8 protein-coding genes are annotated in these 16101 nt (G+C 72.7%); 4 read left to right on the top strand and 4 right to left on the bottom strand.

The genetic code is table 11. The features are described from left to right. Complete coding sequence (locus ACIGXP_RS10420; protein ID WP_399766409.1) at nt 1–5154, bottom strand: caspase family protein; 5154 nt, start codon at nt 5152–5154, stop codon at nt 1–3. Between the two features lie 155 nt (nt 5155–5309). On the opposite strand from ACIGXP_RS10420, the gene ACIGXP_RS10425 reads away from it, so the two are divergent. Continuing rightward, nucleotides 5310–5672, top strand: a complete 363-nt coding sequence (locus ACIGXP_RS10425) for a hypothetical protein (RefSeq protein ID WP_399766412.1) — start codon at nt 5310–5312, stop codon at nt 5670–5672. 122 nt (nt 5673–5794) lie between these two features. On the opposite strand, the gene ACIGXP_RS10430 is transcribed toward ACIGXP_RS10425, so the two are convergent. Continuing rightward, nucleotides 5795–10609 carry a DNA repair ATPase gene (locus tag ACIGXP_RS10430; protein ID WP_399766415.1) on the bottom strand — a complete coding sequence of 1605 codons (4815 nt, stop codon included), beginning with the start codon at nt 10607–10609 and terminating at the stop codon, nt 5795–5797. 98 nt (nt 10610–10707) lie between these two features. Further along, nucleotides 10708–12864: a flotillin family protein gene (locus tag ACIGXP_RS10435; protein ID WP_399766417.1), complete on the bottom strand. Its 2157-nt coding sequence runs from the start codon at nt 12862–12864 to the stop codon at nt 10708–10710. A 256-nt stretch (nt 12865–13120) separates the two neighbouring features. Between ACIGXP_RS10435 and ACIGXP_RS10440 the strand changes: the two genes are divergently transcribed. Continuing rightward, entirely contained in the window at nt 13121–14212 is a 1092-nt protein-coding gene (locus ACIGXP_RS10440) for a PucR family transcriptional regulator (protein ID WP_399766420.1), read from the top strand. Nucleotides 14213–14224: 12 nt separating this feature from the next. On the opposite strand, the gene ACIGXP_RS10445 is transcribed toward ACIGXP_RS10440, so the two are convergent. Then, complete coding sequence (locus ACIGXP_RS10445) at nt 14225–15091, bottom strand: GyrI-like domain-containing protein (protein WP_399766423.1); 867 nt, start codon at nt 15089–15091, stop codon at nt 14225–14227. 197 nt (nt 15092–15288) lie between these two features. Between ACIGXP_RS10445 and ACIGXP_RS10450 the strand changes: the two genes are divergently transcribed. Continuing rightward, the gene (locus tag ACIGXP_RS10450) at nt 15289–15753 is read left to right on the top strand and encodes a hypothetical protein (protein WP_363215174.1); all 465 of its coding nucleotides are present in this window, start codon (nt 15289–15291) and stop codon (nt 15751–15753) included. Continuing rightward, a complete protein-coding gene (locus ACIGXP_RS10455; RefSeq protein ID WP_399766426.1) occupies nt 15750–16097 on the top strand; it encodes a winged helix-turn-helix domain-containing protein in 348 nt (115 codons plus the stop codon). Before ACIGXP_RS10450 ends, ACIGXP_RS10455 begins: the two co-directional genes overlap by 4 nt. Nucleotides 16098–16101: the final 4 nt, after the last annotated feature.

A 16101-nucleotide genomic window follows, 5' to 3' on the forward strand; every position in this document is an offset into this window, starting at 1 on the left:
TCAGTTCCCTTCGTCCGGGGGCAGGCGGAAGCCGAACAGAGGCGCGTAGTCCCGGAGCCGTACGCGGACCTCGCCGACGTCCAGGTCCGTCTCCTCGGACGCCAGGAGCACCTGGTCCGCGGTGAGATCACCGGACAGCGCCGGTTCCCGGCCGGTGAGGCGGGCGGTCAGGATGACGACGTCCCGCCAGTCGGGGGTGCGGGTGAGGGTGGGCTCGGGGAAGGGCATGTCGAGCCCGATCGCCGCGAACTGCCGGAGCCTGCGGTACGCCTGCGGCAGCGCAAGGCCGAGCCGGCCGGCCGCGATGACCAGGGCCAGCGGGGTCAGCGTCCACGACTTCTCCAGGTCCGGCTGCAGGAGCGCGTACTCGGCGGCGACGTCCCGCTTCTGCGGCCGGACCGGTGGTACGAAGTCGTCCGGCACCGGGATCGTGGGGCCGCCCAGGGAGCGGTAGGCGTTCACCGTGGCGGCGGCCGTCGGGAGGTCGATGCCCTCTCTGTCCGCCAGGGCGATCAGATCGGGCAGCCAGACATGCTTCCGCCACGCCCCTCTGACGCACAGTGCGGTGAAAACGGGAGGGCTCGGCCGCCGGTCGGCGACCTCCTCCGGCACCTCGGCCACCTCCAGGCCGTACCCGGCCGCCTCGCTGCTCAGTCGTCCGGCGAGCGTGCCGAGACGCTCGCCGAACGACATCGCGAGGCCCATGAGGTAGACGGGATCGACGCGCTCCCTCTCCCTGACGGATGGAGCCCTCATGCTCGTCACATCGGCCCGGTCGCGCACGGTCGTCGCCCAGATGTCGTCCGCGATCTCCCGGGGCCGACGGGACCGGGGCGTGGACAACCACGTGCGGGCCGCGTCAACGGCACCGCGCTCGACCAGTCCCGCTTCCGCCAAGGCATCGACCATGGCGACGTCCTCCTCCAGCGACGACGGTTCGTCCAGGTCACCGAGCGCGCGCAGCACCGCCCACACGGTCAGCGGGCGCGGCCCGGACTCCTCGTAGTCGAGCACGGCGACAAGTTCTCCACACCACGCGGGCGGGCGGAGCGCTGCCAGGGGTCCGGGATCCGGCACCTCAAGACCCAGTTGCCCGGCCCAGCCACTCATCCACCGCGCGGTGTCTCCCACCGTCTCCTCCCGGTCGGCGGCCACCCGCACCAGATGCGGCAGACCCATCGCGCCCGGGCCGAGGAGGGGCAACGCTGCATCCACGTCCCTGCTGATCGCGCGGAACTGGGCGCGGTCCAAGGGGTGCTTGAGGTTCGGGCCGGTGAGCCGGTAACCGAGGGGTTCGAAGCGGCGCACCACGTCCTCGATCTCCGTTGCGGGAAGGCCGGTCTTGCGTACCCTCCAGGCGACGTCGAACGGGCTCACCAGATGGGGGAACGGAGGCTCGCCGCCGACCGCGAAGGGCGGGGTCGGCGGGCCTGGATCGTCGTCCAGCAGAGCGGTCCGTTCCCGGCTTCCCACGACGTGGGAGCCGAGTCCCTGGAGGTCCGTGGGCACCGAGATCGACGGATCGAGACGCGACAGACGCACGCACAGCTCGGTCAGCCTGCCCAGCGTCTCCCCGTGGGTCTCCGACAAGCGCAACAAGGCCAGCCGAGCCAGGCGTTGCCCCCCTGGACCACTCACGTCCAGTCTCCGGCACATCTGGTAGAGGTCGGCCATCAAACGGTCCGGTACGACGTCCGCCAGCCCCCGCACGTCCGTCGTCTCCGGAACGGACACGCCCACGATGGCGTACCGGCGGAGCTGGCGCGTCGCTTCCCGCAGTGACATTCCGGCATCCGCAGCAGCTCGCAGCGCAACGATCCAGGAGCCGTCCGGGTAGGACCTGAACACGAGAGCGTCGAGCGGCTGGGGTTCGGGGAGTATCGCGCCCTCTTCCAGCGGACGCCGGTTCCGTGTCATTCCCAGAACGCTCTCGCGCCAGGCGGTGAACAGGTCCATCAGCCCGTTGACCGGCCGCCTGGTCCTGTGGATGACATCGAGATCATTGGGGAAACATCGGACATCGCGGAGCGTGAGGTCGCCTTGGCCCTGGGCCTGCCTCTTCCATTCGTGGTCTTCCGGAAACGACAGCGGCACGTCGCTCTCCAGCAGATGGCCGATGACTGTCTGCCCGAGCAGCGGCTCATTCCGCACCAGGCTCCAGAGCCACCCCAGCCGGAAAGGACGCCAGGCGGAGCGGACCAACGTCGGCACGGTGTCCTCGACGTCCTGCCGCACCCGCCCGTCGTCGTACGAGAGGATCCGATTGCGGTCCACGCTCAGCTTCGGCCGGTGTCTTCCCCGCAGGTTCAGCACGTAGCCGTAAGGGCGGTCGGCCTCCTCGACGAGCAGCCCGTCGGCCAGCAGCATGCCCTCCCCGTCCACCCACCAGACGTTCTCGGCGGCGTGGATGCGCAGGCTCGGCAGGGATGAGTCGCCGTACAGCTCCCCCGGCTGCCAGACCACCGGCTCGCCCCCGAACTCGGTCGCGGTCACCTCCACCGGACTGCACCACAGGAACTCGCGCAGCGCCTGGACGACGGAGGGCTGTCGCCCGCTGTGTCCATCGGGCTCGTCGTGCAGGTACAGCCGGACCCTGGTGCCGCCGCCCTCCAGCTCGTTCTCCTCCCGGCGCAGGTGCATCAGCCCCGAACCGGCGGTGACACTGGCCCGATGGCCGCCGTCGGCGGCGGTCGCTCCGCCGCGGATGCCCACCGGCCGCGTGATCACCTCGACCTCTTCGGCCAGCATGAAGTAGCTGAAGACACCGATGCCGAACCGGCTGTTCAGCTCGGTCGTGATGCCCTTGCGGCGCCACCGGCGCATCTCGCGCATCCGGGCCGAGGACTGTTCGGAGCGGCGGCCGGCCTGGGCGAACAGGTCCCGCAGCTCCTCGGCCGTCATCCCGACGCCGTTGTCCTGGCACTGGATGTACGTCCGGCCCGTGGCTTCGTCGGCGCCCTGGGTGAACTCGATCCGGGATCCCGCCAGTTGGTCCCGTTCGGAATCGGAACCGGCCCACCGGCCGGGTTCCGCGTAGCGCCGCCGTGCCTGCCGTACCCGGCAGGCGTCGAGGGCGTTCTGGTACAGCTCACGCACCGCGAGCATCCGGTCGCCGTACAGCTGGGTGCCCATGATGAGCGGCTTGACCTCGTCCTCGGCCAGCTGGAACCGGGGCGGCGGCTTGTCGAAGGCCCGGTTCTTCGGCAGCAGGCCGTCGGTCTTCACCACCTGCGGCAGGCCGAAGAGAAGGTCGCTCGGGCGCAGGGTGCCATGGGTACGGCGGGCCGCCTGGGACACCGCTGCGATCCGGGCGGCGAGGCGGTCGAGCGCGGTGTACAGGGCCGCGCTGGAACATTTGAAGACCAGCAGCCACCGGGTGGCCGGTACGACGTCGGCCACCGCCTCCTCAACCGTCTCCATGTCCCGGCCGGTGCGGAAGCCCCGGTTCGCTCTGATCTCGGCGACGATTCCCCGCGGCAGGATCTGCGTGGGCTCGCGCGGGCCGAGATGGTCGATGAGGACGCCGTCGAGCATGCGCGGGTCGACGGCGAGGAGCCCGGCGATGTGCAGGAGCGTCGCCAGCTCGCGTGGCCGCCAGGTCCACCGCTCCTCCCCGCACAGATCCTGGGACAGCCCGGTCACCCACTCGCTTCCGTCGGGCGCCGCCGCCTCGGCCGGTGTGCCCGTGCCGAGCTGGGAGACGACCTGGAGCACCGCACCGCGCAGCGTGTCCCGCTCATCGGGACCGAGCGTTTCACCGGTGGCACTCTCCGCCGCCAGCAGCAGGCGGTCCACCGCCGTACGCAGGCTGTCCAGGGCGTCCTCGTCGCTCTCCCAGAGCAGGTCCCAGTCGGCGAGGAAGCGGTGCCGCAGCCAGTACTCCGCGCCGCGCGCGTCCTCGGCCCGGTCGCGGCGCAGCAGCGTCTCGCGCCAGGACTCGGCCTGCCGGTGGGCGCGTCGTACGTCGCCCATGTCGCGCGCGAGCTGGGCCTCGAAGCTGTCGGCGGGGTGTTCCCGGGCGGAGGCCACGTCCTCCGAGCCGTCCCCGAGGACGGCCCGGAGCGCCGCCAGGCCGCAGGCCAGCGCGGCCTCCCGCAGGAAGGGGGCGCCCAGCAGGACCACGGTCTCCACCAGGCCGAGCCGGGCCCCGCTGGCGACGACCAGGCTGTCCAGCCGGTTGATCAGCCGCTCCGGGAAGAGGTCGTCGTCCCACGGGTCGGTCCCGGCAGACCGCCGATCGCGGATGCGGACGACCTTGGTCACGACCTCCGCCAGCTGTTCCTTGGCCCTGCTCTGCTCGGCGTCGGAGCCCTCGGTGAGCCCCCACAGGGCCGAGGAGAGGACCGCGTCCGTCCAGGGGCCGGCGAACGGCATCGCCTCGCACATGACGACGTCCGCATGGGAACCGCCGGAGTGGTCGTTGCCCAGCCACTGCGCCTGGATCTCCGGCGGCTTGAGGTACGAGTAGGGCCGCGCGATCTCCGGAGCGTGGTGCTGGGCGGATTTGATGACCTCGCCCACCGTGCGGGCCGCCGATTCCCGCTTCACCGCCTCCACCAGTGCCCTGGCCAGGAAGCTGCCGCCCTGGAGGTGCCCCAGCGCGGTCTCGCCGGGTGCGCAGGGCCTGAGGACCACGACGTTGTCCCGGGGCCGGCTGACCGTCAGCCTGCCCAGGCCGGCGTCCCCGCTGCCGCTGCTGCGACAGGCGTCCAGGCACAGCAGCACCGTCGCGTCGGAGGTCAGCTGCAGCAACAGCTCGTCGGGTGCCACCTCGATGAGGCGCTGCCGGTCCAGCACCCGCTCCCCGCCGGGCCGCTGTCTGGCCCAGATGTCACTGGGCACGAGGAAGTCCGTCTCGCCGAGTCTCAGCCCGTGTCCCGAGAAGTAGACGAGACCGACGTCGCCGTCCTGGCAGGAGTGCAGGAACGTGTCGAGCTGCACGGTGATGTTCTGCTGGACGGTCGATTCCTCATCGTCCAGGACCGTCACGTCCTCCGCCGCGTAACCGGAGCGCAGCAGCGCGTCGCGCAGGTTCGCGACGTCCGTGACCGTGAACGGCAGGGCGGGGTAGGCGTCGTTGAGTTCGGGAATCTTTTCGAGTTCCGGATGCGCCGGCACCGCGATCAGAAGAGCCCTCCGGCGCCCAGAACTCATCGTGCTCAATCCCCCCAGGAAACAGCAGAGTTCGCGAACCGCGATTATCGCAGACGGCGGACCGGAGCGGATGAGTACGACAACGGATGCGCCCCATACCCGCGCACGGCCAGGATGCCGGTGTGAACCCGTCCCTCGAAGCATCCCCATCCCCGGTGCCCCCCACGCGCCCGCCCGACCGTGGCCCGGTCGTCGCGCTGCTCATGTGGACCGCGCTCCTGCTGCTGCCCCTGCTCTACGGCTGGTACCGCTTCAGCCAGGACTCGCTCGCCTGTTTCAGCGGGCCGGCCGGCTGCCGGGGGCAGCGCGCCACCGTGATGTCAGCCGTGGACTGGGGGGTGTCGCTCGTCGGCGGGCCGGTCGCCGGTGCCGTGTTCCTCGGCACCACCGGTGCGCTGCTCCGGCGCCGGGCCGCGCTGTGGGCGGCGGCCGGGGCGTTCCTCGGCACGCTGGTGATGTGGATCGTCGCGGTGTACGCACTGGGCGAAGGGTTCCAGCACTCGCAGATCGACTTCTGAACGCGCCCCGGCGCTCGCCTCCACATGGCGGCGCGCCAGTCGTCGGTCCCGGCGGACCAGTACCGCCGTGCTCAGGGTGACGCAGGCGAGCGCGGCGGACACGGGCGTCAGGAAGTACAGCATCACCGCTCCTCGCCGCCGGCCCGTGCCCGGTGGATGGCGCTCTCCACGGCCGCCACCCGGTCGGCGAGCAGGCCCAGGGCCGCGACCGCGCGGGTCATGGGGTCGTCCTCGGGGCCGCCGAGTGTGCGGGCCCGGACCTGGGCCCTCTTCACCTCGGCCCAGCGCGCCGCCCGGTCGGCGTCGAGCGCGCCGCGCAGCTCCGCCAGTTTCAGCAGGTTGGCCTCGGCACCCGTGGTGAGGGTCTGGGCCTCGGCGGTGTAGTGGTCGTCGACGACGGCCTCGCGTTCGGCGTCGTTCATGACCGGCCGCAGCCGCTGGACGATCTTGTTCATGTCGCGGTAGGAGCCCTGGAGGCGGAAGGGCGGCTCCGTGCGGGCCGCCTCCGACTGCGCGGCGGAGTCGATATAGGCCCGGTTGACCTTCAGTACCGTCTCGCGGACCGCCAGCGCATGTCGCACCACGGCCAGGGCGCCGTCCAGTTCGGCGGCCGGCATGGGCCGGGTCAGCCGGTCGGCGCGGGCCGTGGGGTCGGCCGCGGCCAGCCGGACCAGCAGGTCCAGGTCGGCGCGGTCGCGGCCGGCGAGCGGGGCGAGCACCGGGTTGGCGGTCAGGGCGTTCTCGATGAAGCTGAGCGCGAAGACGTCCTCCTTGCCGGTGAGGACGTCGCCGAGGTTCCGCACGTCCGCACGGCTGGCGAGCATGTCGGGGATGCGGAAGCGTTCCCCGGACTCGGTGTAGGGGTTGCCGGCCATGCAGACCGCGAAGCGCTTGCCCCGCAGGTCGTAGGTGCGCGGCGCGCCGTCCCACACGCCGTCCACGCGCCGGGTGGCGTCGCACAGCGGGATGAACTGCTGCAGCAGCTCCGGCGAGGTGTGCTGGATGTCGTCCAGGTACAGGAGGGTGTTGTTGCCCGCCGCCAGCGCGAAGTTGATCTTCTCGATCTCCCGGCGGGCGGTGGCGTTCGGCGCGTCGGCCGGGTCCAGCGAGGTGACGGTGTGGCCGAGCGCCGGGCCGCTGACCTTGACCAGCATCAGACCGAGCCGGTCGGCGACGTACTCCATGAGCGTCGTCTTGCCGTAGCCGGGCGGGGAGATCAGCAGGAGCAGGCCGCCGGTGTCGGTGCGCTTCGTCGCGCCGGTGGTGCCCAGCTGGCGGGCCAGGCTGTCGCCGATCAGGGGGAGGTACACCTGGTCCACCAGGCGGTTGCGGACGAACGCCGACAGGACGCGGGGGCGGTGCTCGTCCAGGCGGAGGCGGTCGCGTTCGGCGGTCACCAGGGTCGTACGGCGGCGCTGATAGGCGCGGAAGGCGGGCACCTCCTCGGCCGTGAAGCGGGCCGTACGGGCGAGGAACTCGTCGATGCGCAGCTGCAGTCGGCCGCCGCGCACGCGCGGGTGCGTGCCCAGCAGGCCCTCCGCCGTCGCGGTGAGCGGGGCGTCGCCGTCGTAGCGGGGCAGGCCGGGGCAGAGCTCGGCGGCGACCGCCTCGGCCAGTTCGCCCGGTCCGGCCTCGGTCCCGGTGGCGGCGGCGTACGCGCCGAGCCAGGCGTGCACCACCTGGCGGCGCGCGGCGAGGCCGGTCAGGTCCTGCAGCTCACCGCCGTAACTCCCCTCCGCATGGCGGAACTTCTCCAGCAGTGTGCGGGCCGCGACTCCGAGGACGAAGCCGTCCGGGGCGCCGGTCAGCTCCTCGAAGAGGTACGCGGCCGCCGGACCGCCCGGCGCCTGTGCGTCCCAGGCCTCGATCGCCCCGGCCAGCTCCCGCTCCAGCTCCCCGATGGCCGGTACGGCACCGAAGGCGTCCCGGGCCCGGGCCAGCGACACCGCCCGCCGGACCCACGCCGTACGGGCCTCCTCGGTGGTGCCGTGCGCCCAGAACAGCTGGGCGGCGGCGCGGGCGCCGGGCTCGTGACGCAGGGTGCCGGCGCCCTCGTACAAGGGCAGCAGGGCGGTGAGGACGACCGTCGCGTCGTGGTCGTGGACGCCGCGCTCGTAGCCCTCGTCGTACGACTCCTGCGCCGCCCGGCGGACCAGGCCGGGCAGGTCGTCGGCGGCGGCGAGGGCGGCCGGGCCGTGCTCGGCGAGCAGCCGGGCGGCGAGGTGCTCGGCGCGGTAGACCCCGGGCGACTCGGACGGCAGATGGCGGTCCCAGTGGGCGCGGTACGCCGCGAACTGCGGGTCGGTGACCGGGGCGCGGTAGTCCGTGCCCGTGACCGCGAAGGCCAGGCCGTCGCCGTGCGGGACGAGGGTGAGGTCGAGCGGCTGGGTGTTGACGGCGAAGCGGTGGCCGCCGAGCAGCAGGGTACGGCCGTCCTCGGTGTACAGGTCGGTGCGGTCGCGCAGGGCGCGGGCGGCCTCCTGGCGGGCCGACTTCAGGCGGCCGTCGAGTTCCTCGGCGCGCACGCTGTCGCCGAGGGCACGCAGCTCGTCGGCGGTGCGGCGGACCTTGGCGACCAGTGGGTCGGAGGCGAAGTAGGTGGTGACCGCGTCGGTGTCGGCGAGCGTGGCCGCGCGCCGCCCGACGGTGTCCAGGATCCGCCCGGCGGATACGGCGAGCTGTTCGGCGCGGCGGGCGCGGGCGTCGGCGAGGGACTGCTTGCGGGCGGCGAACGCCTCGTAGATCTCGGTGCGCCGGCCGGCGAGTTCGACGAGGAAGTCGTCGAACTCGGCGAACCGGCCGTCCAGGTCCTCCACCCGGGCGAGGACGGCCGCGAGCTGGTCGTCGCACTCCTCGGGCGTGCCGGACGCGGCGAGCGCGGCGGTGACCGCCTGGGCGAGCAGCGCGGTCTCGGCGGCGAACTCGGCGCGCCCCTCACTGTCCTGGAGGGCGCGGCGGCGGCCGTCGAGGGTGGCGCGGGCCCGGTTGACGCCGCCCAGCACCTCGGCGATCCGCTCCAGGACGGCCGTACGGACGGTGGCGTCGGCGATGTCGAGGCCGGTGACGACCTCGGTGACCGTGCGCAGCCCGGCGGCCAGTTCGTCGAGCCGGCCGTCGACGGTCCGGGCCGCGGCGACCGTCCCGATCCCGGCCGCCTCGGCGACGAGCCGCTCGACCTCCGCCTGTTGCCCGGCGAAGGCGTCCTCGCGCGCCAGGTACGCCACCGCGCGCCGCCCGAACCCGGCCAGGTCCTCCTCCGCGGCGCCCGCCAGTTCCTCCAGCCGGGCGGCATCGACGTACCGCAGTTCGCGAAGGGTGAGCACGTGCCCCTGCGCCTGCCGGAGTTCGGTCAGTCCGCGCACCCAGGCGGCGGCCTCGCGCGGGGCCTCGCCACGCAGCCGGCGCACCACGGCGGCGATCCGCTCGGCGGCCTCGTCGAGGGCGGCTGCGGCCTGCCGGGTCAGCTCGCGCACGGTCTCGAACTCACCGAGCACCTGCTCGGCGGTGACCCGGACCTGACCCAGCGGTTCGGCCAGCGAGCCGAGTTCGGGCTCGCTGAGCCAGTGATGGGCGTCGGCGGCGCGTACGCAGGCGGCGGTGAGCGCCCGGTACCCCTCGCCCGTCTCGATGCCGTCGGTGACCAGCCGGGCCACGGACAGGCAGTCGGCGAGCCCGCGCACGAGGTCCGCGTTGCCGACCCGGGCCAGCGCGCCGGTGCCGGTGCGCAGGGCGGCGGCGTGGGTGTCGGAGACGTACGGCGAGGTCCACCACTGGACGGGATGGGTGTGCGCGGGCTCGTCGCCGTCGGCGCGCAGCACGGCGAGCGCGCCGTCAGCGAACAGCGCCCAGCCCCGGCACGGCAGCGGGGTCGCGACCTCCTTGCGCAGGGTGTTGTACGACAGCAGCAGTGTGCGGCCCTCGGTGCGGGACCGGAACGCGTACAGCACGTCCTCCCCGTTCGGCGCGCGCACCTCCCGCTCGAACTCCAGCCCCTGCACGTCGAGTTCGTACGTCTTGTGGGTACCGCCCGCCAGGCAGTACCCGCCGGGGAAGACGATCCCCTGCTCCTCCGGCAGCCGCCGGCAGGCCTGACCGATCCCGTCGAGCCGGACGACGGTCCGGGAGAGCGTGTCGAACACCAGGTACCGGTCGGCGTCCTCCTTGTACGGCCGCACCCGCAGCAGCACCAGCGCACCGACCCGCGCATGCGCGACGGCCGCGTCCGCGAGTGCCTGCAGCGGCTCCTGCACGGGTTCGGCGTACAGCTCCGCACCGTCCGGGGTGCGTACGGTGAGGGTGCCGCCGACGGTGCTCACCCCCAGTCCCCCGGGAACGGCCACGTGCTGCTCCCGGCCGAGGACGTGATCCTCGCGGGTGGTCTCCGTCCAGGTCACGTCCTGGGCCGGCGGGAAGACGTCGTCGCGGTCGCCGCGCGCGTCCAGGAACTGTGCCGCCCGGCCGTCCTCGGTGAGGGACCAGCGCAGGACGCGGACGTCCTCGGCCTTCTCGCCGGTACGGAACACCGCCAGCAGCCGGCCGTCGACCCGGCGCAGCCGCAGCAGGCGCGCTTCGCGGTAGTAACGGTGCAGCGCGTCGAACTCCCTGACGAACCCGGGGTCGTCCAGCAGACCGGGTACGGCGTCCTCAGTCGGCCGGTCGCCGTCGCGGCCGTACAGCGTGAGGACGTCGGTGACTGCGCCGGTCGCGCCGAAGAGGAGCGCGTCCCCCACGGCCACGATGTCGCTCGGCACGCACGCATGCTCGGTGCGGAGGCGAGCGGTGCGCGCGAGGTCCAGCCGCGCCGAGCCGAACTCCTCGGCCCGGCGGGCGTTGAGAGCCTCGGCCCGCCGGGTGAGTTCGGCGGCCTGCGCGGCGAGCCGTTCGCGGAGCACCTCGTAGGTACCGGCGTCCACCTGCGGCGCCTCAGCGGTGGCCATTGCGGGTGTTTCCTTTCGTGGCTGTGCGGCTGGCGGCTCGGGTCTGCGCGTCGGGGCCGGGTGCGGGTGCGTCGTGGCTGCGCCACCCCCGTCCCGCGTCAGCTCTGCGCGCCGCTCCCGTTCAGCGCGGTCACCGGCGTGTCGGCGAGGCCCAGTTCGCTTGCCCGGTCGAGGAGTTTCTGGAGCTGACCCGCCTGCGGGCCGCCGCCCCTGATCTGCTTCGCCAGCAGGGCCGACACCGTCAGGTTCCGCACGTCCGCCGAGCCGAGTGAGCCCAGCAGCCTGCTCAGGTCCTCCGTGAAACTGCCCGTACCGTCCAGCCACGGCCTGGTCAGGGCCTGTGCGGTAAGGGAGTTGTCGACGAATCCGTCCACCCCCTTGCCGAGCGACACGGCGGACACCAGCCGGTCGAAGAAGACGGACTCCCCGCCGACGATGTCGATGTCGGCGTTCTCCAGCCCGGTCGCCAGCACCGTCGCCTGCGCCTCGGCCACCTGCCGCTGCGTCTCCAGCCCGGCCAGCCGGATCTCCTTCTCCGCCTGCAGCCGCAGCCGGTACTCCTCGTGCCCGCGCGAGGCCTCGTCCAGCGCGGCCATCGCGGCGGCCTTCTCGGTCAGGCCGGCCGCCTCGGCCTTCAGCTTCTCGCCGATACCGGTGGCCTCGGCGAGCGCCTTCGCCCGGGCACCCTCCGCCTCCGCCTTCAGCCGCGCCTCGGTGGCCTCCGCAGCCGCCCGCGCCCCCTCGGCCTCCGCGAGCCCCTTCGCCCGCGCCCCCTCGGCCTCCGCCAGCGCCTTGGCCTGTGTGCCCTCGGCCTCGGCCCGCAGCCGCGCCTCGGTGGCCTCGGCCTCCGCGCGCCCGGCCTTCACGGTGACCTCGGCCTCCTTGTCGCGGACCTGTACGGCGGCCAGCCCCTCGGCGGCGGCCTCGGCCTGGACGCCCTCGGCGAGCCGCAGCTTGGCCCGGGCGTCGAGGTCGGCGGTCTTCAACCGGGCCTCGGCGAGGGTGAGTTCCTCGGCGGCCCGGTGGGTGGCGGCCTGTTCTGCCGCCTCGGCGGCCTTGATGTCCTTGACCAGCTTCTCCTGCGCCTCCGCCTCGGCGGCGATGACGAGGACCTGCCGCTCCCGCTCGGCCTCCTCGACCACGCGCAGCTTCTTGATGGACTCCTCCTGCTCGGCGACCGTACGGTCCACCGCGACCCGCTCCCGGACGACCTCGGCGATGTCCCGCTTCTCCGCCTCGACCTCCTTCTCGGCGGCGATCCTCGTCAGCTGGGTCTCCCGCTCCCGGGCGATGACTTCGAGCAGCCGGTCCTTCTCGATGCGCTCGTTCTCGACGGCGATGACCCGCTCGCGGTTCTTCGCGGCTACGGCGATCTCGCGGGCCTGGTTCTCGCGCTGGACCCCCAGCTGCTCCTCGGTGCGCAGGAAGGCGGCCTGCGCGCGCAGCCGTTCCTCCTCCACCACACGGGCGGTCTCGGCCTCCTCGCGCGCCCGGGAGGTCTCGATCTCCCGCTTCTGCTTGATCTCGGCGTCCGCCTGCCGGCGCTCCAGCTCCAGGATGGCCTCGCGGGCGTCGACGTCCTGGCGGGTGATCTCCTTCTGCTCGTTGCGGCGGGCCTCGTTGGTGCGGACGTGCTCGACCGCCGTCAGCTCGGTGATCTTGCGGATGCCCTCGGCGTCGAGGACGTTGGCCGGGTCCATCTGGGACAGCGGGGTCTGCTCCAGGTAGTCGATCGCCGCGTCCTCCAGGTGGTAGCCGTTGAGGTCGATGCCGATCAACTCGATGATGTGGTACCGCAGTTCCTCGCGCTTGGTGTACAGGTCGGTGAAATCCATCTGCTTGCCGACGGTCTTCAGCGCCTCGGAGAACTTCGCGTGGAACAGCTCCTGCAGCGTGTCCTGGTGGCTGGCGCGCTCGGTGCCGACGGTCTGGGCGACCTTGATGACGTCCGGGACGGTCTTGTTGACCTTCACGAAGAACAGGATGCGGATGTCGGCGCGGATGTTGTCCCGGCAGATCAGCCCGTCCCGGCCGGAGCGGCTGATCTCGATCGTCTTCACCGAGATGTCCATGACCTCGGCCTTGTGCACGATCGGCAGCACGACCTGCCCGGTGAACGACACGTCGACCTGCCGCGTCTTCGACACGATCAGGGCCTGGCTCTGGTCCACCTTGCGGTACAGCCGGGAGAACGCGAGCACCGCGAGCAGCACGGTGAAGAGACATACGACGGCGAGCACGCCGAGCGCTTCCATGACCACACGTCCTTGCGTCAGACGACGGGATACGGAGCCCCCCGGTGCTGCGGGGCCGGTCAGCCGGCACGCCATGCGCCAGGTGCCCGGCACCGCTGCCCTCCGTAGTGCTCCCCGCAGGAGATGGTGCGGCAGGGCATACGTCCGCGCATTGCCGGTTTCCGGCAGTGTTCACTAGTGTCTGCATGCCGGACAGGCGCTAAGAAACCGTCACCGGCGCGTCAGGAACACGGGGGAACACAGGGGCGGGGCAGGCGTGGGGGAGCAGCACGACACAAGCGGCATACCGGAGCGCTATCTGGACGGTTTCGCCCGGACGCTGGCCGAGGTCGCGGTCACCGGCCGGCGGCTGACCAGGGAGGAGCTGAAGACCCGGCGGACTTTGGGGGAGCAGGCCGCCGACGCCGGGCACGGACTGCGCGCGCTGGTCGTCGCCCACCTGGCCGCCACCCGCGCCGCCTGGCCGGCCGTACCCGGTCGGGCCGAGAGCGGCCAGGCCACCCTGGCCGCCGTGGAGCAGGCGATCGACGCGTTCGCCGAGGGCTACGAACGCGCCCAGCGGCTCGCCGTACGCCGCGAGGAGGCGGCGCGCCGGGAGTTCATCGACGACCTGCTCTACGGCCGCAGCGACCTGGGCCGCCTGGCCGAGCGCGCCGAGCGGTTCGGCCTGCGCCTGTCCCAGGCGCACGCGGTGGCCGTCGCCGAGGGCCCGTCCGCGTACGTCGAGGGCGGCCCGGCCGCCCGCCGCGTCGAGGCCGCCGTACTCGCCCGCTTCGACTCCCGCAGCATCCTGCTCACCACCAAGAACGGCCGGCTGCTGTGTGTCGCGCCCGGCGAGGAGGACGAGATCCTCGTCCACTTCGCCAAGCAGGTGTACGCGGCGACGGGCACCGCCGGCGCAGCACCGCGGATCGCCATCGGCCGTCCGCAGCACGGCGCCGGCGGGGTCGTGCAGTCGTACGAGGAGGCCCTCGCCGCGCTGGAGATGGCGGCCCGTCTGGACCTTGCCGGGCCGGTGCTGCGCGCCGCCGACCTGCTCGTCTACCCGGTGCTGGCGCGGGACCGGCAGGCCCTGGTCGACCTGGTGGAGCACACGCTCGGCCCACTGGCCTCGGCCCGCGGCGGCGCCGTCCCCCTCCTGGACACGCTGAGCGCCTACTTCGACGCCGGCTGCGTGGCCGCCGAGGCCGCCCGCCGCCTGTCCCTCAGCGTCCGCGCGCTCACCTACCGCCTGGAGCGCATCCACAAACTCACCACCGCCGACCCGACCGACCCCGCCCACCGCTACATGCTCCAGACAGCCGTCATCGGCGCCCGCCTGCTGGACTGGCCCAACCATCCCCTGTGATGCGGGGTTCGCTCAGGCGGCGGCCCGTTCCACGGGAATCCACAGCTTCGCGTCCGCCTGTGTCCCGTCCTGTGCCACGCTCACCTGGAGGATCTCGGGTCCCGGCCTGCTCTGGTAGGGGTTCGAGGGGAACCACTGCATGAACACGTCCCGCCACAGGTGCTGGAGCGCCTGCGGGAACGGGCCGGAGTTCTCGAAGACGGCCCACGTCCCGGCCGGGACGGCAAGGACGTCCATGTCCTCGGGCGCTTCGGCGCTCGTCACCACACCCTGGTAGTAGTCGAGTTCGGTCCCCTCCGCCCGGCTCGGATCGAGCTGGTCGCTCACGCCGACGATCCCCGCCGGCTCCTGGTCGGACAGCGCCGTGACACGCGCCAGCGTCTCGGGGCCGATGCCGCGGACGAACTCGGCTATCGCCGGGTTGACCCCCTCGTGGACGAGCGGGACACGGGCCTTCTTGCCGACCACACGGAACTCGTCCTTGTCCACGATCCTGTATCGCATACTGCTGCTCCCTTCAATGATGAGCCGGAAGGACATCCGGGGCTGGGAGTGCAGAGCCGCACCGGTCCGCCGGGCCTCGCCCGGACCCACACCGTGGACGGCCCGGAACGCACGGGCGAAGGCTTCTCCCGAGCCGTAGCCGTAGCGCACGGCGACGTCCAGCAGCGTCCGTTCACCGGCGAGCACCTCGGCGCCCGCCACGGTCAGCCGTCTGCGGCGGATGTACTCCGACAGCGGGACGCCGGCCAGCGCGGAGAACAGCCGACGGAAGTGGTACTCCGACATCGCTGTCATCCGCGCGAGATCGGCCACGTCGATCGGCCGGTCGAGATGCGACTCGATGTGCTCCATGGCCTGGTTGAGCCGCTCCAGCATCCCGGTCCCCTTCCCTTTCGATCACCAACGTTAGGAAGGGACCACCCTGCCGCACCCGACATCCCGTGCCCGACGCGGTCGGGTTCGACGCGATCCGAAAGTACTTGCATTTATGGAAAGTACTGTCCATGCTTACGGGTATGAAGGAGAGGCGGCCGACCACCGCCTCTGCCCGCCCCACCGTCGAAGGGACACACATGGACAGCACGGGGGACCCCATGGACGCCCGGCAGGCGCGGGCCGCGCTTGCCGCCGCCTGCGCCGCACGGACGGCGGCCCGCGAGGCGGGCGAGCGCGGCCGGCCTCTCGGTTACGCGATGGGCCAGGGTCTGACGTGTGCGGCCGGCTTCACCGCACTGGGCCTGGCCGAGCAGTGGCCGCGATGGGGGGACTGGCTGGTGGCCGCCGCCGTGGTGTGCCTGGGCGCCTTCCTCGTGCTGCTGTGGCTCGGCGCGCACCACGGCGGAGTGACCCGCTGGTTCAACCGGGACCGCCGGCCCGGCCGTCCGGCCTGGCAGGCCTGGGTGGTGCCGTTCATTCCCGTGGCCGTCGGCCTGCTGGCCGCGATCCCGTACGGCACCACGGGCTGGCTCGTCGGCATCGGCCTGGCTTCCGGCACGGACTACGTCCTGCGCGGGATCCGGCAGGGCCGCACCGCATGACCGGCCCCACCGGCGGCGCGCCCCCCGCGCTGGACCGCGAACTGCACCACCCGACCCGGCTGGCCCTCGCCGCCTACCTCTCGGCGTGCGGCGAGGCGGAGTTCGCCGTCCTGCGGGACTACTGCCAGGTCTCCGACTCCACGCTGAGCAAGACCCTCTCCGCGCTGGAGAAGACGGGCTACGTCAGCATCCGCAAGGGGTACCTCGGCAAGCGCCCGCGCACCTGGGCCGGACTCACGCTCACCGGCCGCAGGGCGCTCGCCCGCCATCTGGCGGCGCTGGAGGACATCGCGGCGACGGCCCGCCGGGCGGCCACCGAGGCGGACGGCGGCGGCTGCGGCTGAGCCC

The sequence above is a fragment of the Streptomyces sp. NPDC053069 genome (assembly GCF_044546895.1).
Taxonomy (GTDB): Bacteria; Actinomycetota; Actinomycetes; order Streptomycetales; family Streptomycetaceae; genus Streptomyces.

What these genes read in the sequence shown, in the direction of transcription:
- ACIGXP_RS10420 (WP_399766409.1), bottom strand. Translation starts at nt 5,154, where the DNA reads ATGAGTTCTGGGCGCCGGAGGGCTCTTCTGATCGCGGTGCCGGCGCAT.
- ACIGXP_RS10430 (WP_399766415.1), bottom strand. Translation starts at nt 10,609, where the DNA reads ATGGCCACCGCTGAGGCGCCGCAGGTGGACGCCGGTACCTACGAGGTG.
- ACIGXP_RS10435 (WP_399766417.1), bottom strand. Translation starts at nt 12,864, where the DNA reads ATGGAAGCGCTCGGCGTGCTCGCCGTCGTATGTCTCTTCACCGTGCTG.
- ACIGXP_RS10445 (WP_399766423.1), bottom strand. Translation starts at nt 15,091, where the DNA reads ATGCTGGAGCGGCTCAACCAGGCCATGGAGCACATCGAGTCGCATCTC.
- ACIGXP_RS10450 (WP_363215174.1), top strand. Translation starts at nt 15,289, where the DNA reads ATGGACAGCACGGGGGACCCCATGGACGCCCGGCAGGCGCGGGCCGCG.
- ACIGXP_RS10455 (WP_399766426.1), top strand. Translation starts at nt 15,750, where the DNA reads ATGACCGGCCCCACCGGCGGCGCGCCCCCCGCGCTGGACCGCGAACTG.